Source organism: Prescottella subtropica, from assembly GCF_005434945.1.
Lineage (GTDB): Bacteria > Actinomycetota > Actinomycetes > Mycobacteriales > Mycobacteriaceae > Prescottella > Prescottella subtropica.
In genome coordinates, this window is record NZ_SKCH01000004.1 from 173,971 (window position 1) to 197,107 (window position 23,137).

The 23,137-nt window shown below is 68.9% G+C and carries 26 protein-coding genes and 1 pseudogene; 13 read left to right on the forward strand and 14 right to left on the reverse strand.

The annotated features are described in order from the left end of the window. Positions 1 to 65: 65 nt before the first annotated feature. Positions 66 to 1,316, reverse strand: a complete 1,251-nt coding sequence (locus tag E0497_RS06595) for an MFS transporter (RefSeq protein ID WP_137723988.1) — start codon at positions 1,314 to 1,316, stop codon at positions 66 to 68. Beyond that, on the reverse strand, positions 1,313 to 1,783 hold the full coding sequence (locus tag E0497_RS06600) for a MarR family winged helix-turn-helix transcriptional regulator (protein ID WP_137723989.1): 471 nt from the start codon (positions 1,781 to 1,783) through the stop codon (positions 1,313 to 1,315). Before E0497_RS06600 ends, E0497_RS06595 begins: the two co-directional genes overlap by 4 nt. A 174-nt stretch (positions 1,784 to 1,957) precedes the next feature. Between E0497_RS06600 and E0497_RS06605 the strand changes: the two genes are divergently transcribed. Next, positions 1,958 to 2,701 carry a lysoplasmalogenase family protein gene (locus tag E0497_RS06605; RefSeq protein ID WP_137723990.1) on the forward strand — a complete coding sequence of 248 codons (744 nt, stop codon included), beginning with the start codon at positions 1,958 to 1,960 and terminating at the stop codon, positions 2,699 to 2,701. On the opposite strand, the gene E0497_RS06610 is transcribed toward E0497_RS06605, so the two are convergent. Beyond that, positions 2,698 to 3,153: a hypothetical protein gene (locus tag E0497_RS06610; protein WP_137723991.1), complete on the reverse strand. Its 456-nt coding sequence runs from the start codon at positions 3,151 to 3,153 to the stop codon at positions 2,698 to 2,700. The genes E0497_RS06605 and E0497_RS06610 overlap by 4 nt on opposite strands. A 25-nt stretch (positions 3,154 to 3,178) precedes the next feature. Then, the gene (locus E0497_RS06615; RefSeq protein ID WP_137723992.1) at positions 3,179 to 3,799 is read right to left on the reverse strand and encodes a TetR/AcrR family transcriptional regulator; all 621 of its coding nucleotides are present in this window, start codon (positions 3,797 to 3,799) and stop codon (positions 3,179 to 3,181) included. A gap of 133 nt (positions 3,800 to 3,932) precedes the next feature. On the opposite strand from E0497_RS06615, the gene E0497_RS06620 reads away from it, so the two are divergent. From E0497_RS06620 to E0497_RS06635, 4 genes and pseudogenes are all read left to right on the forward strand, one after another. Then, positions 3,933 to 4,862, forward strand: a complete 930-nt coding sequence (locus tag E0497_RS06620; protein ID WP_137723993.1) for a metal-dependent hydrolase — start codon at positions 3,933 to 3,935, stop codon at positions 4,860 to 4,862. Further along, positions 4,862 to 6,019, forward strand: a complete 1,158-nt coding sequence (locus tag E0497_RS06625; RefSeq protein WP_137723994.1) for a hypothetical protein — start codon at positions 4,862 to 4,864, stop codon at positions 6,017 to 6,019. The genes E0497_RS06620 and E0497_RS06625 overlap by 1 nt, the downstream gene beginning before the upstream one ends. A gap of 131 nt (positions 6,020 to 6,150) precedes the next feature. After that, positions 6,151 to 6,831, forward strand: coding sequence for a TrmH family RNA methyltransferase (locus tag E0497_RS06630; protein WP_137724086.1), 681 nt, complete (start codon positions 6,151 to 6,153; stop codon positions 6,829 to 6,831). 34 nt (positions 6,832 to 6,865) lie between these two features. Continuing rightward, a pseudogene (locus tag E0497_RS06635) lies at positions 6,866 to 7,987 on the forward strand (glycoside hydrolase family 76 protein). Between the two features lie 42 nt (positions 7,988 to 8,029). On the opposite strand, the gene E0497_RS06640 reads toward E0497_RS06635, so the two are convergent. Beyond that, positions 8,030 to 8,767, reverse strand: a complete 738-nt coding sequence (locus tag E0497_RS06640; RefSeq protein ID WP_170312893.1) for a VTT domain-containing protein — start codon at positions 8,765 to 8,767, stop codon at positions 8,030 to 8,032. A gap of 191 nt (positions 8,768 to 8,958) precedes the next feature. Between E0497_RS06640 and fbaA the strand changes: the two genes are divergently transcribed. Next, a complete protein-coding gene (gene fbaA / locus E0497_RS06645) occupies positions 8,959 to 9,993 on the forward strand; it encodes a class II fructose-bisphosphate aldolase (RefSeq protein WP_137723995.1) in 1,035 nt (344 codons plus the stop codon). A 128-nt stretch (positions 9,994 to 10,121) separates the two neighbouring features. On the opposite strand, the gene E0497_RS06650 is transcribed toward fbaA, so the two are convergent. Continuing rightward, positions 10,122 to 10,655: an Rv0361 family membrane protein gene (locus tag E0497_RS06650; protein WP_194150308.1), complete on the reverse strand. Its 534-nt coding sequence runs from the start codon at positions 10,653 to 10,655 to the stop codon at positions 10,122 to 10,124. Between the two features lie 91 nt (positions 10,656 to 10,746). Between E0497_RS06650 and E0497_RS06655 the strand changes: the two genes are divergently transcribed. From E0497_RS06655 to E0497_RS06665, 3 genes are read left to right on the forward strand one after another with little or no spacing between them, the layout of a single operon-like run. Then, positions 10,747 to 11,163, forward strand: a complete 417-nt coding sequence (locus tag E0497_RS06655; protein ID WP_137723996.1) for a DUF3151 domain-containing protein — start codon at positions 10,747 to 10,749, stop codon at positions 11,161 to 11,163. Continuing rightward, on the forward strand, positions 11,150 to 12,295 hold the full coding sequence (locus E0497_RS06660) for an FUSC family protein (protein WP_137723997.1): 1,146 nt from the start codon (positions 11,150 to 11,152) through the stop codon (positions 12,293 to 12,295). Before E0497_RS06655 ends, E0497_RS06660 begins: the two co-directional genes overlap by 14 nt. A gap of 59 nt (positions 12,296 to 12,354) precedes the next feature. Further along, positions 12,355 to 13,290 (forward strand): cation diffusion facilitator family transporter, encoded by a 936-nt coding sequence (locus tag E0497_RS06665; protein ID WP_137723998.1) that lies wholly within the window; start codon positions 12,355 to 12,357, stop codon positions 13,288 to 13,290. Here the strand turns inward: E0497_RS06665 and E0497_RS06670 are convergent. Together E0497_RS06670 and E0497_RS06675 are read right to left on the reverse strand one after the other, a co-directional pair. Next, positions 13,280 to 13,741, reverse strand: a complete 462-nt coding sequence (locus tag E0497_RS06670) for a pyridoxamine 5'-phosphate oxidase family protein (protein ID WP_137723999.1) — start codon at positions 13,739 to 13,741, stop codon at positions 13,280 to 13,282. The genes E0497_RS06665 and E0497_RS06670 overlap by 11 nt on opposite strands. A 43-nt stretch (positions 13,742 to 13,784) precedes the next feature. Continuing rightward, positions 13,785 to 14,747, reverse strand: coding sequence for a DUF389 domain-containing protein (locus E0497_RS06675; protein ID WP_137724000.1), 963 nt, complete (start codon positions 14,745 to 14,747; stop codon positions 13,785 to 13,787). 106 nt (positions 14,748 to 14,853) lie between these two features. Between E0497_RS06675 and E0497_RS06680 the strand changes: the two genes are divergently transcribed. Further along, the gene (locus E0497_RS06680; protein WP_137724001.1) at positions 14,854 to 15,768 is read left to right on the forward strand and encodes an aminotransferase class IV; all 915 of its coding nucleotides are present in this window, start codon (positions 14,854 to 14,856) and stop codon (positions 15,766 to 15,768) included. Between the two features lie 69 nt (positions 15,769 to 15,837). After that, on the forward strand, positions 15,838 to 16,143 hold the full coding sequence (locus E0497_RS06685; protein WP_137724002.1) for a chorismate mutase: 306 nt from the start codon (positions 15,838 to 15,840) through the stop codon (positions 16,141 to 16,143). A 55-nt stretch (positions 16,144 to 16,198) separates the two neighbouring features. Here E0497_RS06685 and E0497_RS06690 read toward each other — a convergent pair whose 3' ends face one another. Continuing rightward, positions 16,199 to 16,975, reverse strand: coding sequence for a site-2 protease family protein (locus E0497_RS06690; protein WP_137724003.1), 777 nt, complete (start codon positions 16,973 to 16,975; stop codon positions 16,199 to 16,201). 66 nt (positions 16,976 to 17,041) lie between these two features. Beyond that, a complete protein-coding gene (locus tag E0497_RS06695; RefSeq protein ID WP_137724004.1) occupies positions 17,042 to 17,716 on the reverse strand; it encodes a hypothetical protein in 675 nt (224 codons plus the stop codon). Positions 17,717 to 18,005: 289 nt separating this feature from the next. Here E0497_RS06695 and E0497_RS06700 point away from each other — a divergent pair, with 289 nt between their 5' ends. Further along, complete coding sequence (locus tag E0497_RS06700; protein WP_137724005.1) at positions 18,006 to 19,295, forward strand: adenylosuccinate synthase; 1,290 nt, start codon at positions 18,006 to 18,008, stop codon at positions 19,293 to 19,295. 92 nt (positions 19,296 to 19,387) lie between these two features. Here E0497_RS06700 and E0497_RS06705 read toward each other — a convergent pair whose 3' ends face one another. Next, positions 19,388 to 19,930, reverse strand: a complete 543-nt coding sequence (locus tag E0497_RS06705) for a DUF488 domain-containing protein (RefSeq protein WP_137724006.1) — start codon at positions 19,928 to 19,930, stop codon at positions 19,388 to 19,390. Positions 19,931 to 19,974: 44 nt separating this feature from the next. Between E0497_RS06705 and E0497_RS06710 the strand changes: the two genes are divergently transcribed. Next, the gene (locus tag E0497_RS06710; protein ID WP_137724007.1) at positions 19,975 to 20,580 is read left to right on the forward strand and encodes a maltokinase N-terminal cap-like domain-containing protein; all 606 of its coding nucleotides are present in this window, start codon (positions 19,975 to 19,977) and stop codon (positions 20,578 to 20,580) included. Between the two features lie 80 nt (positions 20,581 to 20,660). Here E0497_RS06710 and E0497_RS06715 read toward each other — a convergent pair whose 3' ends face one another. The 3 genes from E0497_RS06715 to E0497_RS06725 form a co-directional block, all read right to left on the reverse strand. Further along, positions 20,661 to 21,287: an MBL fold metallo-hydrolase gene (locus E0497_RS06715; RefSeq protein ID WP_137724008.1), complete on the reverse strand. Its 627-nt coding sequence runs from the start codon at positions 21,285 to 21,287 to the stop codon at positions 20,661 to 20,663. Continuing rightward, the gene (locus E0497_RS06720) at positions 21,284 to 22,372 is read right to left on the reverse strand and encodes an S-(hydroxymethyl)mycothiol dehydrogenase (RefSeq protein ID WP_137724009.1); all 1,089 of its coding nucleotides are present in this window, start codon (positions 22,370 to 22,372) and stop codon (positions 21,284 to 21,286) included. The genes E0497_RS06715 and E0497_RS06720 overlap by 4 nt, the downstream gene beginning before the upstream one ends. A 156-nt stretch (positions 22,373 to 22,528) precedes the next feature. Then, positions 22,529 to 23,113 carry a hypothetical protein gene (locus E0497_RS06725; protein ID WP_137724010.1) on the reverse strand — a complete coding sequence of 195 codons (585 nt, stop codon included), beginning with the start codon at positions 23,111 to 23,113 and terminating at the stop codon, positions 22,529 to 22,531. Between the last annotated feature and the right edge of the window lie 24 nt (positions 23,114 to 23,137).

Below are 23,137 nucleotides of genomic sequence, written 5' to 3' on the forward strand. Positions count from 1 at the left end.
TCGCGCCTCGGAAGGCCGGAAATCCACGACAAGTGCGCGAAACGCGGGGGAGCGGGACTCGAATGTCAGTCGGCGTCGCCGACGGTGACGGCGGTGGCCTCCTCGATGCTGTGCGGGGCCGGATCGTGGTCGTCGACGTGGGTGAGGACTCTGCGCCCGGACATGAGCACGGCGATGCCGGCGACGGTGCAGATCGCGCCCACCCAGAACGGCATGTGAACGTTGTGCTCGCCGAGTTTGCCGGCGACGTACGGGGCGGCGGCACCGCCGACGAAGCGGACGAAGCTGTAGGCGGCCGACGCGGTGGAACGTTCGACGGGCGCGGAGATCATCACGGTCTCGGTGATGAGGGTGTTGTTGACGCCGAGGAACAGGCCGGCGAGGACGACACACATGATCAGGACCGGCTTGGATTCGGTGAACAGCGCCATCGCGGCGAGGTCGAGTGCGAACAGGCTCAGGGCGGCGACCATCACCGGCAGGGTGCCGAAGCGGCGCTGCAGTCGCGGCGCCAGGAACACCGAGGCCACGGCGAGCGCCAGGCCCCAGCCGAAGAAGATGAAACCGATTGCGTACGTGCCCATGTCGAGGGGGAACGGGGTGTACGCGAGCAGGGTGAAGAAGCCGTAGTTGTACAGCAGTGCGGTGATCGCGACGGTGAGCAGGCCACGGTGGCGCAGTGCCTGGAACGGGGCGGCCAGCGATGTCTTGTGCTGCGGCTTCGGGGCCGTCGGCAGCATGACGACGATGAGGATGAACGCGATCGCCATGAGGGTGGCGACACCGAAGAACGGTGCGCGCCAACTGATGTTGCCGAGGACGCCGCCGACGAGGGGGCCGACGGCGATACCGATACCGAGCGCCGCCTCGTACAGGATGATCGCGCGAGCCACGCCGCCGCTCGCGGCACCGACGATCGCGGCCAGCGCGGTCGCGATGAACAGGGCGTTGCCCAGACCCCAGCCGGCCCGGAATCCGACGATCTGGTCGATCGTGCTCGACGCGCCGGCGAGGGTCGCGAAGACGACGATGATCGCCAGACCCCACAGCAGGGTCTTCTTGGCGCCGATGCGGCTCGAGATCATGCCGGTGAACAGCATTGCGACACCCGTGACCAGCATGTAGCTGGTGAACAGCAGCGACACCTGCGACGGGGTGGCGTCGAGCTGTTCGGCGATCGGCTTGAGGATCGGGTCCACCAGGCCGATGCCCATGAAAGCGATCACGGACGCGAAGGCGACGGCCCACACGGATTTCGGCTGCTGCAGGATGCTGGGTTTGGGGCTCGCGGCGGTGGGCGCGGTCGTGGTGCTCACGTATCCCTCCTCGGGTGTGTCGTGCGGTCCACGGCGGCGGACCGGATGATGGTGCGGAGTTCTCCGAGTCCCTCGGTGAGCAGTGCGATCTGTGCGGGTTCGAGGTGCGCGAAGTACGGAGTCAGATCGTCGGCGATGGCGTGCCGGCCTTCGACGAGCCAGCGTCGGCCCGCGTCGGAGATGTCGACGAGAACCGCACGACAGTCGTCGGGGTCGGGGTGCCGGGACACGAGGCCTTCCTCGCCGAGCCGCTTGAGCAGCGCGGTCGCGGACGGCTGCGACGAACTGTCGAGCCGCGCGAACGTGCTGATCCGCAGCGGTCCCTGCTCCTCGAGCAGGGACAGTGCCCGCATCCAGGGTCGGGGCCGGTCGTCGTGGGCGACGGCGGATGCCAGCCGGGTGAAGCGATGGGCGTTGCTCACCAGCTGCACTAACAGGTCTCGGAACGCGGGGTCGGCGGAACTCACGGATACGAATAATTGCATACGCTAACTATCTATGTAAACCCCTGCGTTTCGCGCACCTATCGCGACCGGCGGGCCGGAAAACCCGCGTCAAGTGCGCGAAACGCGGGGGAAGCAGCCACCGGCCCGGTACGTTCGTGACGAACAGGACACGAGGGTGCGGACGAGGGAGTGGGCATGGCATTCGGGCGGATCGGAACGTGGCTTCTCGACCATGCGGAACACTTCGTCTTCGCCGGTGCGGCGGCCGCGACGGTGTACGGCGGCGTCGCCGGCAGCGAACGTGTCCAGCAGGTGGCCAAGCCGCTCATCGCGCCGGCGCTCGCGGCCCGGGTGCTGCGTCGCCGCGCCGATCTCGGAACCTCCGACACCGTGCTGCTCGTCACCGGACTGGCCGCCGCGACCGTCGGCGACGTCTTCATGATCGACCCGGACGACGACACCCGTCTGCGCCGCGGTGCGACGTCGTTCGCGGTGATGCAGTCCGCCTACTCGGCGCTGCTCGCCACGCACGGTGCCCGCCCGCGCCGGGGGACCGCGGCACCGAGGCTGGCCGCGTGGGCGACGGCGTCGGGCCTGTTGGCGGCGAAGGCGCCGGCGGTGGCGCCGACCCTCACCGGCTACGGGGCGCTGCTCGGGACCACCGCGACCCTCGCCGCCGATCCGGCGCTCGCACCCGATGCCGCCGCCGTCGTCGGACTGCCGGTGCCGAACCGGCGGGACCGGCGCAGCTGGCTCGGCCTGGGCGGACTGCTGTTCACCGGGTCGGACGGGCTGATCGTGGTACGCAAACTGTTTCTGCGCCAGGAGAAGTCGCGTGTGGTCGCCGAGGGTGCGGTGCTGGCGTCGTACGCGGCCGCGCAGGTGCTGCTCGTCGAGGGCATGATCGCGCTCGGCATCGTCCGGACACGAAACCGTTAGGGCAGAATCATGATCCGGTCCCGGTCGCGGGGATCGACGCGGATCGGGACGATCCCGCCGACGACGAACCGGTCCCGGTCCTCCGGGAAGACCTCGTACCGCACCCGGCCGCGATAGGGGTCCGACCCCGGGACGGTGAGGTCGAGGTCGAGTTCGGTGACCACGGCGTCGGCGATGCTGTTGCCGGTCCTCCGAATCTGTTGGGCGCGAGTGATCGTCGCCCATCCTTCGAGTCCGTGCCGCGCGAGCCGGCGATCCGAGCGGGTGGGACTCCCGGCCCACATCATGCCCAGCCCCAGCGCCGATCCGTAGGCGGCGAGCAGGCCGCCGATCTGGTAGGGGATCGTCCCCTCGGGGGTGTGCTCGACGAGTCGGCCCAGCCAGATCGCCAGCACGATCACGTAGCTGACGGTGATGACGCAGACGGTGCGGACGATGCGGGGATGGTTCATGGCCTTCTTCTCGTTCGCCCCCAGCCTAGCCGCCCGGATCGGACCCGTATCCGGGCTGCGCCACGATCGCCGGGGCCAGCCATCGTCGTAGGTAGCGACGCAGGTCGTCGTCGGATCGTGGGGGTGTGCCGGGGGAGACGAAGAACGACTGCATGGTCCGCAGCAGGTGCTCGACGAGTTCGAGCAGTGCCGCGTCGTCGTAGCCGTGGCGCTCCCAGTCGACGTCGAAGCGTCGGATCATCGTCGTGCCGAACATGCGGGCCTCGTCCGACGTGATCCCGGGGGTGTTCGAGTGCGCGCCCGACAGCATGATGCCCAGGTGTGGGGTGCGCCGGACGTCGTCGAGTGTGAAGACGACGCCCTCGACGACCGCCTCGGTCGGATCGTGCAGTCCGTGCACGCGGGCGGTCAACCGGTCGAGGAATGCGTCGACCGACGCGATCGCGGTCGCCCGCATGAGTGCGTCGGCGCTGGGGAAGTAGCGGTACACCGTCTGCCGGATGACGCCGAGTGCGTCGGCGACCTCGGCGATGCCGACCGCCGACCCGGTGCGGGAGATCGCCTCGACGGCCACCTCGACGATGCGCCGCGCGGCCTCCGCGTCATCGACCGGGGGTCGGCCGCCCCATCCTCGTCTGCGTGCCACGGGCGGACGGTACCAGCATCGAGGCCCGTCCAGGCGCAGGCCACGGCGATTTCGACGAAAGTCATCATACAAACCATCCGTCATTCGTATGATCGCGACGGCAGCCGAACGAACGACGAACGAGGTAGCGCGCATGACGGATCTCAAACCCCGGAAGATGGACTTCGGGTTCGACGACGGGGACGTCCCGTTCCTGTGGAATCCCGAGAACCCGGCGTGGTCGAGCATGTCGAACGCGGTCTCGTTCCTCGCCGTCGGCTTCGAGAAGATGATCGTGAAGCTGATCCTGCAGGCCAAGCCGCTCATGACCGATCCCACGGTCGCCGAGGAGGCGGTTGCATTCATGCGGCAGGAGGGTCACCACTCGACCGCGCACCGGCAGCACGTGGCCGCCCTGATCCGGCGCTACCCGGGACTGCAGAACACCCTGGACGCGGTGATCGGCGAGTTCGACCTCCTCACCGAGGCGACGTCGATCAACTATCGGCTCGCGTACACCGCCGACCTCGAGGCCACGTTCACGCCGGTGTTCAAGCTCATGCTCGACAACGAGGAGACGCTGTTCCGGCGCGGTGACGACCGGGTCGCGTCCCTGTTCCTGTGGCACTTCGTCGAGGAGGTGGAGCACCGCAGCTCCGCGCTGATCCTCTACAAGGCGGTCGTCGGCAGCGAGCTGTACCGGATGCGGATGGCGCCGTCGGTGTTCGCGCACGTGCTCAAGGTGATCCGGATCGCGTGCGCCGGCTTCAACCAGCACGTGCCGCTCAGCGAACGCAAGGTCGACTCGCTGTCGATGTTCGCCCGGCACCGCGCCAAGCAGAAGGTGCTCACGTTCTTCGCGCCGTACCTGAGCAAGGGGCCGATGCCGCGTGCGTTCGACGGGTTGCCGATCGGTGAACAGCTCACCGCGCTCAAGGGTGCCGCCCTCAGTCAGACCCCCGGGCACGATCCGGCGCACGAGAACCTGCCGGTCCTCGCCGATGCATGGTTCACCCGCTACGACGACGGCTACGACTGCACCCGCTGGTACACGTCCGAGCCGGCCGCGTCGGGGGCGAACTGATGGCGGCCGGATGCTCGCCCACGTTCGCGGATCTCGCGGAGCGCCTGGGCTTCTCGTGCGAGGAGGCCGGTGGGCTCGTCGAGTTCCGTAATCCGGCGGCCCTGGAGAACTGGACGCTGCCGGTGCTCGAGGCGATGATCGTGCTCGGGGCGGTCCTCGCCCTGGTGTACGCGATCCTGCGGCTGCGCCGGCACGGTGATCCCACCAACCTGGTGCTGTGGTTCGGTGCCACCGCGTTCCTGTTCGTCATCGAACCGCCCATCTACTTCCCGGCCACGTTCGGCACCGAGGAATATCTCGGAACGATGTTCGCGCACAACGTGTTCACGGTGGACTTCCTGTGGGGCCGGCTCCCGCTGTACATCGTCGCGATCTACCCGTTGATGGCGACGATGGCGTTCGAGCTCGTCCGCATGCTCGGCGTGTTCCGCCGCTACGGGGTGTTCCTCGGCGCGGTGTGCGTGGGCTTCGTCCACCACGCGTTCTACGAGATCTTCGACCAGCTCGGCCCGCAACTGCGCTGGTGGGAGTGGACGCTCGACAACAAGGTCAATCTGCCGTTCTTCGATGCGGTTCCGCTGCCGAGCGTCGTGGTGTTCGCGGCGCTGTGGCCGATGTCGTTGGCACTGTGCGTGCAGTTCTTCGTCGGCCGGCACGTGGATGAAGGACGCAGTTTCGGGGGCCTCGAACTGGTGTGGCGCACCGTCGTGATCGGTCTGGTCGCGTCCGTCGGCGTCTTCGTGTTGCCGTTGCCGGCGACCGTGGGCGGGCTGGGCAGCGACACCGTCCGCGGCGTCCTGTACGCGGCCGAACTCGTCGCCGTCACCGTCGTCGCGATCCCGCTGCTGGTCGCCCAGTGGTCGCGTCTGCGACGCGGCACTGCCACCACCCCGGCGTATTCGAACGACTTCGTCCGCGTCTACGCGACCGTGTACATCGTGGTGATGGGTGTGCTGTGGGCGAGCGCGCTGCCCGACTTCTTCGCCGCCGAGAACGGCGTCACCGACAGCGGCGATCCGATCGGCAACCTCTGGTACACGATCGCGTGCTTCGTCGTCGCGATCGCGGCGGTGGCGGCGACGTGCACTGTTCCCCGCGGCTCCACGCCGACCGCCGACCCGGCCCCGGACCAGCGGGCGGTGACGCAGGCGGGTTGAACGCGCGGCGGCCGCGACAACCGTGCGGACTACAGTTCGAGGGACTTCCCCGATCCGAACGAGATGTTGTGAGCAGCTACCCGAACACCGGCGAACCGAACACCGACGAACCGCGCATCGACGAACCGAAGATGCACGCCGCGGCCGGCGACGACGCCGACACACCCGGCCCCACCGAGTGGGGTGAGCACCCGCACGGCGTCGGGTCCTGGGAACTCGAACACGACGCGCCGATCCCCGACGACCCGCACTACGATCCGCAGTTGCTGGCCGACGGGGATCGGCGCAACGTCGTCGACGCCTACCGCTACTGGACGCGGGAGGCGATCGTCGCCGACATCGACAGCCGACGCCATCCGCTGCACGTCGCGATCGAGAACTTCGGGCACGACTCGAACATCGGCACCGTCGTGCGGACCGCGAACGCGTTCGCGGCGGCCGCCGTGCACATCGTCGGCCGGCGCCGCTGGAACCGGCGCGGCGCGATGGTCACCGACCGCTACCAGCATCTGGTGCACCACCCGGACCTGGACGGGGTCGCCGCGTTCGCACGGGAGCACGGGCTGACGGTCGTCGCCGTCGACAACACCCCCGGATCGGTGCCGATCGAGACCGTCGACCTGCCCCGTGACTGCCTGCTGCTGTTCGGGCAGGAGGGGCCCGGGGTCACCGACCAGGGACATGCGGCGGCCGCGATGACGGTGTCGATCGCCCAGTTCGGGTCCACCCGCAGCATCAACGCCGGTGTCGCGGCGGGCGTCGCGATGCACGCCTGGATCCGGCAGCACGCCGATCTCGGCCGCGCCTGGTAGCGGAAGCGCCGTCCCCCAGGCAAGATCGATAGTCATGCAGCGCGAATGGTCTGCTCGGGCGGACGCGGCGGAGACCGCGGTGACCACCCGGCACATTCGCCGTGTCTGGGGGATGCCCGGTACGGCGTTGGCGGTTGTGGCGTGGCCCGCGGTGACCCGCGAGTGAATGTTCGTCAACTGGCACTACTGGTGGCAGGCGCACCTCATCAGTTGCGCCGTCGACGCCGCGGAACGCCAGCCCAGCGCCCGCCGCCGCCGTCGGCTGCAACGACTCATCCGCGGGCACCGCGTCCGGAACGTCACCGGCTGGACCAACAGCTACTACGACGACATGGCGTGGCTCGGTCTGGCGCTCGAGCGGGCGCAGCGGATGCAGCTGATCGACAACCGCAAACCCCTCGCCGGCCTCGAACGGCAACTGTTCGACGCGTGGTCCCCGGACGCCGGCGGCGGGATTCCGTGGCGTCGCCACTCCGATTTCTTCAACACCCCCGCCAACGGGCCCGCCGCTCTGATGCTCGCCCGCACCGGTCGGTTGTGGCGGGCGCAGGCGATGGCGGACTGGATCGACGAGACACTGCGCGACCCGGACACTGGTCTGATCTTCGACGGTATCCGACGTGACGGCACCCTCGAACGCAACATCTACACGTACTGCCAGGGTTCGGTGCTGAGCCTCGAGACGGAACTGGCGGTCCGGATCGGCGATCCGCGGCACCGGCTGCGGGTCCACCGGCTCGTCGACGCGGTCGACGAGCGGCTCGCGAACGGCGGCGTGATCCGTGGCGGGGGCGGCGGTGACGGCGGACTGTTCAACGGACTGCTCGCCCGGTATCTCACGCTCGTCGCGCTGATGCTGCCCGGTGACGCGCCCGCCGACGTGCGCGCCCGGCAGATCGCCGCGCAACTCGTCCTCGGTTCGGCGGAGGCGGCGTGGGAGAACCGGCTGCAGGTCGAGGAACTGCCGCTGTTCGGGAAGGACTGGAGCCTGCCCGCACAACTCCCGGGACTCGGCGGCGACATCGCCACGTATTCGGGGGGATCGGTGAACCCGTCCGACATCGCCGAACGGGACCTGTCGGTGCAGCTCGGCGGCTGGATGCTGATGGAATCCGCGTATCTGGTGTCGGCGGCGGGCTATCCGAAACGCCGGTGACCGGGAGGCCCGGTCACCGGCGTCGGTGGGTGTGTCGGACGGTCAGACCGTCGGATCGTTCTGCGGGGCGACCTGCTCGGTGGTTGCCGGTGCGGTGGCGGCGCCGGACTTGCGGCCGGCGAGGACACGCTTGCCGACCTCGACGATGATCGGGACGACCGACACCAGGACGATGAGGATGAAGATCAGGTCGACGTTGTCGGCGATGAACTGGATCTGGCCGAGGAAGTAGCCGAGCAGTGTGACACCGGCACCCCACACGATCGCGCCGATGACGTTGTAGGTGAGGAACACCGGGTACTTCATCTTCGACGCACCCGCGACGAGCGGCGCGAACGTGCGGACGATCGGCACGAACCGCGCCAGGAAGATCGTGATCGGACCGTGCTTCTCGAAGAACGCGTGCGCCTCGTCGATGTAGCTCTTCCGGAAGAACTTCGCGTCGTCGGACTTGAAGAGGGCCGCGCCGCCCTTCGCGCCGATCCAGTATCCGACCTGGTCGCCGAGGAACGCGGCGATCGGAATGGTCACCATCAGCACCCACAGCGGCGCGAACGGTTCCACGTCGGCGGACTTCGATGCCGCGATCAGGCCGGCTGTGAACAGTAGCGAGTCGCCCGGCAGCAGCGGGAACAGCAGACCCGATTCGATGAACACCACCAGCAGCAGGCCGATCAGCATCCACGTGCCGAACGAATTGAGCAGATTCACCGGATCGAGGAATCCCGGCAGCAATGCCAGATTGGTGGTCACGGTCTCCGAAGCTGCCAGCACAGTCACACGCACCAGCGTACCGGCGGGAACTGAGAACCGGCTGAGCCGATACAACCGGTACACATCGACCGTCGTCGCCGGCACCCGCGCGGGCACCGGGGAGGCATTCACGCGCGCGGGTTGCCATACTGCATAGACACACCGGTGCGCCGTCAGTCGGTCGCGCCCCCCGATTCGTCACATGGAGGACAGCCGCCGTGCCTATCGCAACTCCCGAGGTCTACGCCGAGATGATCGCCCGGGCCAAGGACAACTCCTTCGCGTTCCCGGCCATCAACTGCACCTCGTCCGAGACGATCAACGCGGCCATCAAGGGCTTCGCGGACGCCGGCAGTGACGGCATCATCCAGTTCTCGACCGGTGGCGCCGAGTTCGGTTCGGGCCTGGGTGTCAAGGACATGGTCACCGGTTCCGTCGCACTCGCCGAGTTCGCGCACGTGATCGCCGCCAAGTACGACGTCACGATCGCACTGCACACCGACCACTGCCCCAAGGACAAGCTGGACGGCTTCGTCCGCCCGCTGCTCGCGATCTCGCAGGAGCGCGTGAACGCCGGACGCAACCCGCTGTTCCAGTCGCACATGTGGGACGGCTCGGCCATCCACATCGACGAGAACCTCGAGATCGCGCAGGACCTGCTGAAGCTGAGCAAGGCCGCGAACATCATCCTCGAGGTCGAGATCGGTGTCGTCGGCGGCGAAGAGGACGGCGTCGAGGCCGAGATCAACGACAAGCTGTACACGTCGGTCGAGGACTTCGAGAAGACCGTCGACGCCCTCGGTGTCGGCGAGAACGGCAAGTACCTGCTGGCCGCGACGTTCGGCAACGTGCACGGCGTGTACAAGCCGGGCAACGTCGTCCTCAAGCCGGAGGTGCTGGCGCAGGGCCAGGCCGCGGCCGCCGCGAAGCTGGGCCTGGCAGCCGGCTCGCAGCCGTTCGACTTCGTCTTCCACGGCGGCTCGGGCTCGCTGAAGTCGGAGATCGAGGAGTCGCTGAAGAACGGCGTCGTGAAGATGAACGTCGACACCGACACCCAGTACGCGTTCTCGCGTCCCATCGCCGGTCACTTCTTCACCAACTACGACGGCGTCCTCAAGGTCGACGGCGAGGTCGGCAACAAGAAGGTCTACGACCCGCGCAGCTACCTGAAGAAGGCCGAGGCGGCCATGACCGCCCGCGTCATCGAGGCCTGCAACGACCTGCACTCCGCGGGCCGCTCGGTCTCCGCCTGACGGTAGGCGCCGCTCACCGGATGCGGTGAGCTCTGTTTCCCCGCGTTTCGCGCACTTGTCGCCGGTTTCCCCATTCGGGGACCGCGACAAGTGCGCGAAACGCGTTTCGGGGGAGGGTCGGCCGCGACTCAGGCCGGGTCGCAGACCTTCCAGGAACCGTCGACGCGCTGGAGATCGAACGTCCGCGGTGAGGCGACGGCGTCGGCGCGGGTGTACGCGGTGACCTGGATGCGCGCGGTGTCCTCGGTGACCTGCACGGTGTCGATGCTCGTGACGACGGGGACACTGCCGTGGGTGACGGCGTCGTGGTGGACGCCGGCGAACTCGGTGGGCGGGACGTCGCGGTAGAAGTCGGCGAGGGCGCCGCACGTCGACGCCTGCAGCGCCGGCAGATCCCCCGAACCGAGGGCGTCCACGAACTCCTCGACGGTGTCGCGTACCCGGTTCTCGGTGGCGTCCCCGCCGCGCACCACGACGAAGCCGGTGACACCGATCGCGGCGACGACCCCGGCCACCGCGATCGTGGAGGCGACGACCCAGCCGCGACGGCCGCCGGATGCGCGCTTCTTCGATACCGCGGTGCCGGAGACCGATGTGGCCGGGGCGATACGTGTCGGGCCGACGCCCGTGGCGGGGGCGGGGATGTCGTCGTTGTCGGGCACGTGATGCCTCTCGGGGTGGGAGCGGATCAACCGACGGGCAGCCTATCGGCCCGCCGTCACGAACGGGCACAGTGGACGTAACCTGGACGCCATGACATCTTTCGGTGATCTTCTCGGCCCGCAGCCCACGCTTCTTCCCGGTGACGACGACGCGGAGTCGGAACTGCTCAACCATGCCGACCCGGAGAAGGTCGCCGCCGACCACCCCACCGCTTCGATCGCGTGGGCGTACCTCGCGGAGGCCGCGCTCGCGGACGGCCGCACCATCACCGCGTACGCGTACGCGCGGACCGGCTACCACCGCGGCCTCGACCAGTTGCGCCGCAACGGGTGGAAGGGCTTCGGCGCGGTGCCGTACAGCCACGAACCGAACCGCGGTTTCCTGCGGTGCGTCGCGGTGCTCGCGAAGGCCGCACAGGCCATCGGGGAGAACGACGAGTACGCCCGCTGCCTGGATCTGCTCGAGGACAGCGACCCGCGGGCGGCCGAAGCACTTGGTCTCGGCTAGCCGTTTCGTTCCACGTCCGGCAGCGGGCCGGGCCCGGGCGGCGGCGTCGATCCGTCGCCTGAAGGTCTCGGCGCTGCCGATCCTCCAGTGTGCGCTGGCGGCAGGTATCGCCTGGTTCGTGGCGACGACGGTCATCGGGCATCCGCGACCGTTCTTCGCGCCGATCGCGGCGGTGGTGTCGCTCGGGTTGTCGCTGGGCGCCCGGATGCGGCGTTCGGTGGAACTGGTGTGCGGCGTGACCGTCGGCATCGGTGTCGGGGACCTGCTGATCTCGGTGATCGGTACCGGCCCGTGGCAGATCACTCTGGTGGTCGCGCTTGCGATGGGGTCCGCGGTGCTGATCGGGTCCGGCCCGATCTTCTCGATGCAGGCCGGCACGTCGGCGGTGCTGGTGGCGACGTTGCTGCCGCCGGGGGACGCGGCCGGGATCGAGCGGATGGTCGACGCGCTCGTCGGTGGTGTCGTCGGCATCCTGGTGGTCGCGGTGGTGCCGACGCATCCGGTGCGGCGGGCCCGGCGGGACGCGGCGGGGATCCTGGCGACCGCGTCGGAGGTGCTGCAACTGGTCGCGGACGGGTTGATCGCGAACGATCCGAAGCCGATCGAGGCGGCGCTGCGCCGGGCCCGGGACACGCAGGCGGCGATCGATTCGCTGCGAGGCAACCTGTCCGGCGGCCGGGAGGTCAGTCGGGTGTCGCCGATGTACTGGGGCAGTCGGGCGCGGCTCGAGCGGCTGACCGCGACCGCGGACCCGATCGACAATGCGATGCGCAACATCCGGGTGCTGGCCCGGCGGTCGCTGTCGCTGGTCCGGGACGACGAGATCCTCGATCCGCGGCTGGTCGATCAGATCGAGAAGCTGTCGCATGCCGTCGGGGTGTTGCGGCAGATGATCCTCACCGAACCGGGGGAGCAACCGGATCGTGCGGAGGCGGCGCGGGTGCTGCGGACGGTGTCGTCGGGCATGAAACCCGGACTGGTGGAGAACGCGGGACTGTCGGCGACCGTCGTGTTCGCGCAGATCCGTTCGCTGCTGGTGGATCTGCTGCAGGTGGCTGGACTGGGCCGGATCTCGGCGATCGCGACGTTGCCGCCGACGGTCCCACAGCCCGCGTACCGGCCGGAGCCCTGACGCCTTTCCATATATGCGAATGTATGCATATGATGGGCCGTCCGACGAGGAGGTCGATCATGGGTGCAGGTCACGGGCACAGTCACGGCAACACCGCGAGCGCCGGGGGCGCCGGTCCGACGCCGACACGTATTCGCAAGATGGTGTTCGCGCTCGTCATCCTGATCGGGTTCCTCGTCCTCGAAGTCGTCGTCGCGTTGGCGACCGGATCCCTCGCGCTGCTCGCCGACGCCGGCCACATGCTCACCGACGTCGTCGGACTGTCGATGGGACTCGCCGCGCTGCTGCTGGCTCGGCAGGGCTCCACGGTTGCGGCCCGCACGTTCGGCTGGCATCGCGCCGAGGTGCTCACCGCGATGGCCAACGCCGTCCTGCTGCTCGGTGTCGCCGCGTTCGTCATGTACGAGGCGATCGGCCGGATCGGGGACGCCCCCGACATCCCCGGTGTCCCGATGATGCTCACCGCGGCCGCCGGCCTGGCCGCCAACATCGTCGTCATGCTGATGCTGCGCGCCGACGCCAAGGACTCGATCGCGGTCCGCGGCGCCTACCTCGAGGTCCTCGCCGACACCGTCGGCAGCGTCGGAGTCCTCCTCGCCGGTGCCGCACTGGTGCTGTTCGACTGGACGTACGCCGACATCGTCGTCGGTGTCCTCATCTCGCTGTGGGTGGTGCCGCGCGCCCTCACCCTCGCCGGTGCGGCGCTGCGGATCCTCACCCAGGCGTCCCCCGCGCACATCGACGTCGACGCCGTCCGCGGCGACCTGCACGCGCTGCCCGGTGTCGCGGACGTCCACGACCTGCACGTGTGGACGCTCACCACCGGCATGGACGTCGCCACCGTCCACCTCACGATGGCGCCCGACACCGCCGACTCGCAGCGGGTGCTGGCCGCAGCCAAGACTGTGCTCGACGGGCACGGACTCGGTCACGCCACCGTGCAGGTGGAGTCCGGCGCCGAGGGTTCCCGCTGCCAGGAGGACCTCACCTGGTGAACCGGGTGACCTCGCGGCCGGGACGCCACAGGTCGATGTGCATCCGGTTCTCGGCCACCGTCGTGAGGACCACCTCGTCGATGTCGAGGGTGAACACGTCGGCCGCGCCGATCTCCTCCGGGTAGGTGTCGGTGATCGCCCGCTTCTCGGCGCCGGTGAGCTCGCGGGCCCGCCCGGAGATCTTGGCGTCGCCGCCGACCATGTCGTGGTGGCCGGGATTGCTGTGCAGCGCGTACCGCGGGTCGAGCCGCAGGTCGAGCACCTTGCGGGCGCCGGGCATCGACCCGAGGACCAGTGCGCCGTCGTGCCGGTCGACCTCGGTGCCGCTCACCCGCGGGGAGCCGTCGGCCCGCAGCGTCGCGAGGACGTGATGCCGGTGCGCGGTCAGTCGCGCGTGGACGGCCTCGGCCAGTGCCGGGGCCGCGTCGGTGAATTCCTGCCAGGTTGCCATGCGCCCAGTGTGCAGGCCGCCACCGACAGCGCGCGCCCGGACGTCACAGCATGCGACGCCGGTGGTCCAGGGCGCGGGCGCGGCGCACCGACACCCGCGACCACACCTTCTGCTGGATCGCGAGTGTCACCCACCCGGCGAGCGCCATCCCGACCAGGTTGAGGACCAGTTGCAGCGTGCTGCCCCAGATCTCGTGTCCCGCGCCGAATGCGATACCGAGGGCGATGTTGCCGGCGGCGGGCACTGTGGTCACCGAGATGAACACCCCGGACAGGCCGCCGAGTTTCGACGACGTCAGCGACAGCACCCCGGCCGCGGCCGCGATCACCGCGACGATGAACGACCACTTGTCGGGGGTATAGATGAACGCGGTCTCCGGGCGCGGGCCGGTGACGTCGTCGATCGTCACCCAGCCCAGCAACCGGCCCGCCAGCGCGGCCACCGTCGCCGCCGCGATGGCGACTGCGAATCCGATCACGAGGGTGCGGATCGCCGTGGCCAGCAACACGAACCGGCGCTTGACGAGGGCGACGCCGAGCGCCGCGATCGCCCCGAACTCGGGACCGAGGACCATCGCGCCGATGACGAGGATCTGCGAGTCGGTGACGATCGCGATCCCCGCCAGCAGCGTCGCCAGCGTCATGAAACTCAGGTACGTCCAGTTGAGTTCGACGTCGTCGTACGAGCGTTGCGCGACCTCGGCCCACACGACCGTGTCGGCGCTGCTGCCGGGGCTACCGAGTTCGGCATCGAGTCCGCTGCGGGACAACCACGTCGGCACGGGCGTGATCTCGATGGTGCCGCGGTGGTGTAGTCCGGTCCCGCGCAACTTCTCGATCACGTCGTTGGCGACCTCGCGGGCGATGTCGGCGTGGATCAGGTCGCCGTGCGGCCGGATCGCGGCACCGCGGAGGACGGCGATACCGCTGACGGCAGGTTCGTCCTCGAGGATGCGGACGGCCTCGTCGGTGAGGTCGGCGGGGGCGAGGGTCCGCAGGTGCAGCATGGTCCCAGTGTGCCGGGCGGATCACGGTGGTGGTGGGAGGAGAAGACGGTGGCGCGCGGATCAATTCGCTTTCCCGGCCGCGGCGTCGCCGCTAGCATTGTCCGGCATGGCGACCCCGCATCCGCACGTGTACTACGGTGACCGACTCGTTCCGGTGGCCGAGGCGACGCTCGGGGTCGCGACGTCGGCGGTGTTGTACGGGCTGAGTGTCTACACCGTCTTCCCGGTGCACGTCGACGGCCCGTCCCGGACCGCGTTCCGGCTGGCAGACCACTATCGGCGGCTCGTCGAGTCGTGTCGCATCATCGGCATCGACCGATTCGAGGGTGACTGGAACTTCGGCCGGTTCGTCTCCGCCGCAAAAGAACTCGTGGACGCGAACGCGCCCGAGTCGGACGTGTTCGTGCGCGCCACCGTGCACGTCGACGAGTCGATCCCCGGCACCCGGGTCCGCGGCTGTCGGACCGTCGTCAGCATGTTCGTCTACGACGCGGTCCCGATCGTCCCGCAGGACGGTATGCGGCTGAAGACCAGCACGTGGCGCCGGATCCCCGACGCGGCGATCCCGTCGCGCGCCAAGGTCAACGGCGCGTACGTCAATTCGGTGCTGGCCAAGCAGGACGCGATCGACGCCGGCTACGACGACGCGATCTTCCTCGACGGCGCCGGTCACGTGTGCGAGCTCAGTGCCGCGAACATCTTCCTGGTGCGCGGCGGCACCCTGATCACCCCCGACGTCTCGTGCGACATTCTCGACGGCATCAACCGACGCACCCTGCTCACCCTGGCCGGAGAGGACGGGATCCCGGTGGTGGAGCGGACCGTCGACCTCACCGAGCTGTACATCGCCGACGAGGTGTTCGTCACCGGTACGTCGGCGGGGGTGGCGCCGGTCGTCGAGGTCGACGGCCGTGTCGTCGGCGACGGGACGCCGGGCCCGGTGTGCGAGGCGCTGCGCAAACGGCACGCGTCGGCGCTCCGATCGGACGAACTGCACGGCTGGGTCACGAATCTCCCGTAACCGGCAACCGCCGGATCGGGTAGTGAACTACCTAGACCCCCACGCGTTCGCATACCTAGCGTGGAGGACATGACCAGCGCACAGGTTTCGAGCGTGTCGACGAGCCTGATGGCCGATCGTCAACCGGCCGTCGACATCGAGCAACTCCGCGGTGAGATCGATCTCCTGGACACACAGATCCTCGCGGCGATCCAGCGGCGCACCGAACTGTCCCGTCAGATCGGTGAGATGCGCATGCACGACGGCGGCACCCGACTGGTGCACACCCGGGAAATGAGTGTGCTGTCGCGCTTCGACGACCTGGGACCGGAGGGGCACACGCTCGCGTTGCTGCTGCTCCGGCTCGGACGGGGACGCCTGGGTCATGCCATGTGACCGCACCCGCCTCGGCCCGAAACCGTGCGGGCCGGGGCAGGTGCGGTCACTGGAGTCACCGCCAGAACTGCATGAGATAGCTGCCGAACGCGGCGTACACGTCCGGGATCCCCGACAGGCCGAAGATCGTGTAGATCGCGTCGAAGAACGCGGTGTTGATCTGCGGCACGAACAGCAGCGCGATGAGCAGCAGCAGCCCGTACGGCTTGACCTTGTCCAGTGACGCGCGCGTCGACGCCTTCAGATGCGGTTCGAGCGCCGCGTACCCGTCGAGGCCCGGGACCGGCAGCAGATTCAGGATCGCCGCCATCACCTGCAGGAACGCCAGGAAACTCAGGCCGTACCAGAACACCCGGTGTTCGCTCTCGACCCCGAACAGGCGAACGATCGCCAGCAGCACGACCGCGGCGACCATGTTGACGGCCGGACCGGCGAGTGCCACCCGGGTCCGGGTGCGCGGCGGCATCGACCACGTGTTCAGGTAGACCGCACCACCGGGCAGGCCGATGCCGCCGAGCGCGAGGAACAGCACCGGCAACCCGATCGACAGCAGCGGCTGCGTGTACCTGCGCGGGTCGAGGGTGAGATAGCCGCGCAGGACGACGTCGTGGTCACCGGCCCGCCACGCGAGATACGCGTGCGCGAACTCGTGCAGGCACAGGGTGACGACCCAGCCGGCGACGACCAGCAGGAACACCCCGATCCGGCCGGACGACGGGTCGCTGCCCGCCCGCCAGGCGAGGACACCGCCGGCGACGGCGACCGCGACGATACCGAGGAAGACGGGACTCGGCCGGACCGCTGCGGACCGGGTCCGAGATTCGGGGAACATGCCTGCCAGTATCCCGGCCGCGACGCATCCCGGCTGCGGCGCATTCCGGCTGCGGTGCCGAGGCGATCAGGCCGCGTAGACGAGCAGCCAGTCCTGGTCGTACCGGTAGAACGTCGACCGTTTGACCGAGCGTGGCGTCTTGACGCCGTCCCGTGTCACCACTGCCGACGGCGACCCGAGTTGCGCGGCCCGACCGGTGAGCCACCGGTGACCGCCGAACCACCGGCGCTTGTCGACGGTCGCCCGCAGGCCGGGCAGCTCCGGGGTCGGGACGATACGGATACCCGGGACGGTGCCGGAGAACAGTCGCGCGTCGTCGACGTACACCTCGCCGACCAGTTCACCGGCGTGTTCGGAGCCGTAGATGCGGGCCTCGCCGACCAGGGCGATACCGGCGTCGTCCCGGATGAGCGGCAGCGGCCGCGCCCGGCCCGACACCGCGATCGTCGCGGCCTTCGATCCGGTCCGCAGCCCGTACGCGTGGGTGGCGTCGGTGCGTTCCTCGGGCACGTACGCCAGTTCGATGTGCAACCGTTCGGTGCGCATCAGCCGGGTCAACGCGGCCGCGAGGGCGGCATCCCCGCCGACGACGACCAGTCGTGGACCCTCGACCGTCTCGAGCCGGGCGAAGACCTCGTCGAGGTCGTCCTTCTCGGGGATCGCGGGTGCGGTGAACACGTCGAGCGAGCGCAGCGCCAGCGGTAGCGGTGCATCGCCGCACTTGAGCACTACGGGCGTCATTCGGGCACTCCTTGCTGATCTCCGGGCTGTCACGCCACAGCGGCGGCGACCGGACGGTCCGTGACAGGGACGATCCGGCGCGCGCAAGGGCGTTTCGATGTCTACCCGAATCCGGGGCGGCGCCGCAAACGGTCCGACGGCGCAGATGTCCGGTCCGAACGGGTTTCGAGGACTCGCAGGCCGGACGACCACCGGTCTCGACTAGACTGTGCGTCCGGCCACTGCCTGAGATCACGGCAGGAACCATGCAGTCGGATACGTCTGCACGTCGACCGTAGGAGACAGCGAAATGCCGGCAATCGTCCTCATCGGTGCCCAGTGGGGCGACGAGGGTAAGGGCAAGGCGACCGATCTACTGGGCGGAAACCTGCAGTGGGTCGTTCGGTACCAGGGTGGCAACAATGCGGGGCACACCGTCGTTCTGCCGAACGGCGAGAAGTTCGCACTGCACCTGATCCCGTCGGGCATCCTCACGCCGGGCGTCAAGAACGTGATCGGCAACGGTGTCGTCGTCGACCCGGGCGTGCTGCTCGACGAACTGGCGGGCCTCGAGGCCCGCGGCGTCGACACCACCGGCCTGCTGATCTCGGCCGATGCGCACCTGATCATGCCGTACCACGTGGCCATCGACAAGGTCACCGAACGCTTCCTCGGCGCCAAGAAGATCGGCACCACCGGGCGCGGTATCGGCCCCTGCTACCAGGACAAGATCGCCCGCGTCGGTGTGCGCGTCGCCGACGTCCTCGACGAGAAGATCCTCACCCAGAAGGTCGAGGCAGCACTGGAATTCAAGAACCAGGTGCTCGTCAAGATCTACAACCGCAAGGCCCTCGACCCGCAGCAGGTCGTCGAGGAAGTCCTCGAGCAGGCCGCCGGGTTCAAGCATCGCATTGCCGACACCCGCCTCCAGCTCAACCAGGCCCTCGAGAGCGGCGAGACCGTCCTCCTCGAAGGCTCACAGGGCACCCTCCTCGACGTCGACCACGGCACCTACCCGTACGTGACATCGTCGAACCCCACCTCCGGTGGCGCATCCGTCGGCTCCGGCATCGGCCCCACCAAGATCACCACGGTGCTCGGCATCCTCAAGGCCTACACCACGCGCGTCGGCTCCGGCCCGTTCCCCACCGAACTGTTCGACGAACACGGCGAATACCTCGCCGTCAAGGGCGGTGAAGTCGGTGTCACCACCGGCCGCGCCCGCCGCACCGGCTGGTTCGACGCCGTCATCGCCCGCTACGCCACCCGCGTCAACGGCATCACCGACTACTTCCTCACCAAACTCGACGTCCTCTCGAGCCTCGACACCATCCCCATCTGCGTCGCCTACGACGTAGACGGCGAACGCGTCGACGAAATGCCCACCACCCAGACCGGCGTCCACCACGCCAAGCCGATCTACGAAGAAATGCCCGGCTGGACCGAAGACATCTCCGGCGCCCGCACCTTCGAAGAACTGCCCGCCAACGCACAGGCCTACGTGCTGCGCCTCGAAGAACTCTCCGGCGCCCGCATGTCCTGCATCGGCGTCGGCCCGGGTCGCGACGAAACCATCGTCCGGTACGACATCCTGGCCTGACACCCGCCGGAGCGGTCCGGTGGATCGGCTCACTTTTTCAGCTGAAGGGACCCTTCGTTCGCTCCTGGCGCACGAAGGGTCCCTTCAGCTGTTCACGGGGCGGCGCTGTCCGGCACGAGATCCCAGTACACCTGCCCGTCGCGTACCCGGGCGCCGGCGGCCGGCACGTGTGCGGTGCAGCGGCCACCCGGCAGGATGTGTTGCACGTTCTCGTCGTGGAGGAGGACAGCGACGTCGGCGACGAGTCGGCGATGGCATCGCCACCACACGCTTTCGCTGCACAGCATGACGGTCGGTGACCGTCGCGCCTGCTCCAGCAGTCGCGCGAGGCCGTCCCGGAACTCGTCGGTGCGGGTGTGGGCGGCGTAGGCGGCGAACTGCGGCACCCGCCACCACGGGTCCTCCACCGGCCGCCCGGGTTCCAGGCGTCGGCGCCCGCCGAGCGCGACGTCGTGGTGGTAGTCGAGGCCGGCGTCCGGGAGCCAACCGGCCATCGCGTCGCGGCTCATGCCGGGATTGCGGCGACTGCCGGGGAAGCGTCGGACGTCGACGACGGTCTCGACGCCGGCCGACCGGAGCAGGTCGGTCAGTTCGACGGGTGTGAGGCGTCCGTGCCCCACCGAGAACAGCGGCACCGCTCCAGGCTCTCACAGAGCGGGGCGGCGATACGATCAGCCGCATGGCACTTCTGTACGACGCGACGCTGTCGCCCACGAAACCCGAACTGGTCGCGGCCTGGCTGCCGGTGGCGCCGTACGGGCTCGCGCCGACGGCACCGATCGAGATGGTCGGCGCGTTCCGCTTCGACGATCCGGCGGGAGAGGTGGGCATCGAGACACATCTCGTGCGGGTCGACGGGGCGACGATCCAGGTGCCGCTGACGTACCGGTCGGCGCCGCTCGTCGGCGCCACCGTGGTCGCCGAGATGGAACATTCGGTACTCGGCCGCCGCTACGTCCACGACGCCACCACCGACCCGGTGTACGTGCAGCAGGTGATCGCGGCGATCGCCGACGCCGGACACGAGGCGGAGCAGTATGTGCACGTCGGCGATGCTGCGCCGCAACGGATTCCGAGCAGTGTGCACGTGTCGGGGAGCGGTGCGCCAGGTGTTGCGCTGCCCGACACCACACATCTGCATGTCGCCCTCGACGGCACCGACACCGTCGTCGAGGCCACGGGCGTGACCGTTGTCGTGCACCACCGGCCCCTCGACTCGGCCGACGGCCCCGCACTACTGGGCGAGTGGTCCGGTGGCGGCGGGGTGCTGGCGTCCCTGCGCTGACCTGCCCCGACAGCTGAAGGGACCCTTTGTGTGCTCCAGGCGCACAAAGGGTCCCTTCAGCTCGAAAGGGGGGAGCGGGATCAGTGCCCGCGCGCAATCCATTCCTCGAGGTGTGGTGATTCGGCGGCGAGGGTGGTGCCGTCGCCGTGGCCGGTGTGGACGCGGGTGTCGGCGGGCAGGGCGAACAGTGTGTCCCGGATCGACCCGATGATCGTCGGGAAGTCCGAGTAGGAGCGTCCGGTGGCGCCGGGTCCGCCGGAGAACAGGGTGTCGCCGGAGAAGAGGTCCCCGGCCTCGGGCAGGTAGAGGCAGGTGGATCCGGGGGAGTGTCCGGGGGTGTGCAGGGCCTGGATATCGGTGCCCGCCACCGTGATCCGTTGCCCGTCCTCGAGTGCGAGGTGCTTCACGCCGGGATGGGTCATGTCCCACAGCACGTCGTCGGCGGGGTGCAGGTAGATGGGGGCGTCCAACTGCTGTGCGAGTTCGGGTGCGACGGTGACGTGGTCGTTGTGGCCGTGGGTGCACACGATCGCGACCACCCGGCGGCCGGCGACGGCGTCGACGATCGGTTGTGCGGTGTGGGCGGCATCGACGATCACGACCTCGTCGTCGTCACCGATCAGCCAGATGTTGTTGTCGACGTCCCAGGTTCCGCCGTCGAGTGCGAACGTGCCGGATGTGACGACCCGGTCGACGCGGAGGCTCACAGGACCACCACCGAGCGCAGCACCTCACCGCGGTGCATGGTCTCGAACGCCTGCTCGACGTCGCCGAGGCCGATGCGCTCGGTCACGAACTTCTCCAGCGGCAGCCGGCCCTGCCGGTACAGGTCGACGAGCATCGGGAAGTCCCGCTCGGGCAGGCAGTCGCCGTACCACGACGACTTCAAAGATCCACCGCGGGAGAAGAAGTCGACGAGCGGCATCTCGAGGGTCATGTCGGGGGTGGGGACGCCGACGAGGACGACGGTGCCCGCGAGGTCGCGGCCGTAGAACGCCTGCTTCCAGGTTTCCGGGCGTCCCACGGCATCGACGACGACGTCGGTGCCGAAGCCGTCGGTGAGGTCCTGGATCGCCTCGACGACGTCGTCGACCTGCGAGGCGTCGATGGTGTGGGTGGCGCCGAGTTCCCGGGCCCATTCGAGCTTCTTCGGGTCCCGGTCGATCGCGATGATCGTGCCGGCCCCGGCGAGCCGCGATCCCATGATCGCGGCATCGCCGACGCCGCCGCAGCCGATGACGGTGACCGAATCGCCGCGGGAGACGTTGCCGGTGTTCATGGCGGCACCCATGCCGGCCATGACACCGCAGCCGAGCAGTCCGACGACGGCCGGGTCGGCGGACGGGTCGACCTTGGTGCACTGTCCGGCGTGGACGAGGGTCTTGTCGGCGAACGCGCCGATACCCAGGGCCGGGGTCAGCTCGGTGCCGTCCTCGAGGGTCATCTTCTGGGTGGCGTTGAACGTGTCGAAGCAGTACTGGGGGCGACCGCGCTTGCAGGCCCGGCACTTTCCGCACACAGCACGCCAGTTGAGGACGACGAAGTCACCGACCTCGACGGTGTCGACACCCTCACCGACCGCCTCGACGACGCCGGCGGCCTCGTGCCCGAGGAGGAACGGGTACTCGTCGTTGATGCCGCCGTCGCGGTAGGTGAGATCGGTGTGGCAGACGCCGCACGCCGCGATCTTCACGACGGCCTCTCCCGGACCCGGATCGGGGATCGTGATGTTCACGAGCTCGACGGGGGCGCCCTTCGAGCGGGCGATGACGCCCCGGACCTGCTGCGGCATGGTGTCTCCATTCGTCGACGGTGATCGTGCGGCGCACCCGTACGCGGTACGCGTTCGGGTACGAGGCTAGTCGGCAGCGAACACGCGGGAGACACGACGACACCGCGAGCGGACGCACATGGCGCCCACCCGCGGTGCACGGTTCGAACTCGGTACCTACTTCAGCAGACCGTCCAGGGAGGACAGTGAACCGAACAGGGCACCGAAGTCGGCGTCCTCCGCGGAGCCGAGGCCGGACTGCTCGGTGGTCTCGCCACCGGTGCCGGGCTGCTCGGTGGTGTCACCGCCGCAGTCGGTCGACAGGGCGGCCGCGGTGAACTTGAAGGACTCGTTGACGACGACGTCGCCGTAGTTGTTGCTGTCATCATTTTTCTTGATGTGGATGACGATGTCGTTGTTGGAGTTGCTGTCGTCCGTGCCCCCGGTGCCGATCTGCCCCACGGGCGTGTTGCCTTCGCCGTTGTCGGGCTTCGGGTTCAGAATGTCGACGTAATTCTGGAGGATGTCGTCGAGTTCCTTCGAGGTCAGCCCGTCCTTGTTCCCGCCTTCCGGAACGCGGATGGTGGGACCGTCGGGTTTCGTGCCGCCGTCTACGCCGGGGTTCTCGGGGGTCGTGATCGGGGGCGTGCACGGGGCGGCCGGCGTGGTGGTGTCGGCGCCGGCGGGTGCGGTGAAGGCCAGCATGCCGGCCGCGACGGCGGCGGACACGGCGATTCCGGTGCGGAAGATCTTCGTGGACATGGGACTCCTGCTTTCTCGACCGAA

Coding starts and splice junctions, on each gene's coding strand:
- E0497_RS06670 (WP_137723999.1), bottom strand. CDS start 13,741: ATGGCAACCTGGCAGGAATTCACCGACGCGGCCCCGGCACTGGCCGAG.
- E0497_RS06605 (WP_137723990.1), top strand. CDS start 1,958: ATGGCATTCGGGCGGATCGGAACGTGGCTTCTCGACCATGCGGAACAC.
- E0497_RS06610 (WP_137723991.1), bottom strand. CDS start 3,153: ATGAACCATCCCCGCATCGTCCGCACCGTCTGCGTCATCACCGTCAGC.
- E0497_RS06680 (WP_137724001.1), top strand. CDS start 14,854: ATGGCGACCCCGCATCCGCACGTGTACTACGGTGACCGACTCGTTCCG.
- E0497_RS06625 (WP_137723994.1), top strand. CDS start 4,862: ATGGCGGCCGGATGCTCGCCCACGTTCGCGGATCTCGCGGAGCGCCTG.
- E0497_RS06620 (WP_137723993.1), top strand. CDS start 3,933: ATGACGGATCTCAAACCCCGGAAGATGGACTTCGGGTTCGACGACGGG.
- E0497_RS06700 (WP_137724005.1), top strand. CDS start 18,006: ATGCCGGCAATCGTCCTCATCGGTGCCCAGTGGGGCGACGAGGGTAAG.
- E0497_RS06695 (WP_137724004.1), bottom strand. CDS start 17,716: ATGACGCCCGTAGTGCTCAAGTGCGGCGATGCACCGCTACCGCTGGCG.
- E0497_RS06725 (WP_137724010.1), bottom strand. CDS start 23,113: ATGTCCACGAAGATCTTCCGCACCGGAATCGCCGTGTCCGCCGCCGTC.
- E0497_RS06690 (WP_137724003.1), bottom strand. CDS start 16,975: ATGTTCCCCGAATCTCGGACCCGGTCCGCAGCGGTCCGGCCGAGTCCC.
- E0497_RS06685 (WP_137724002.1), top strand. CDS start 15,838: ATGACCAGCGCACAGGTTTCGAGCGTGTCGACGAGCCTGATGGCCGAT.
- E0497_RS06630 (WP_137724086.1), top strand. CDS start 6,151: ATGCACGCCGCGGCCGGCGACGACGCCGACACACCCGGCCCCACCGAG.
- E0497_RS06655 (WP_137723996.1), top strand. CDS start 10,747: ATGACATCTTTCGGTGATCTTCTCGGCCCGCAGCCCACGCTTCTTCCC.
- E0497_RS06710 (WP_137724007.1), top strand. CDS start 19,975: ATGGCACTTCTGTACGACGCGACGCTGTCGCCCACGAAACCCGAACTG.
- E0497_RS06665 (WP_137723998.1), top strand. CDS start 12,355: ATGGGTGCAGGTCACGGGCACAGTCACGGCAACACCGCGAGCGCCGGG.
- E0497_RS06675 (WP_137724000.1), bottom strand. CDS start 14,747: ATGCTGCACCTGCGGACCCTCGCCCCCGCCGACCTCACCGACGAGGCC.
- E0497_RS06720 (WP_137724009.1), bottom strand. CDS start 22,372: ATGCCGCAGCAGGTCCGGGGCGTCATCGCCCGCTCGAAGGGCGCCCCC.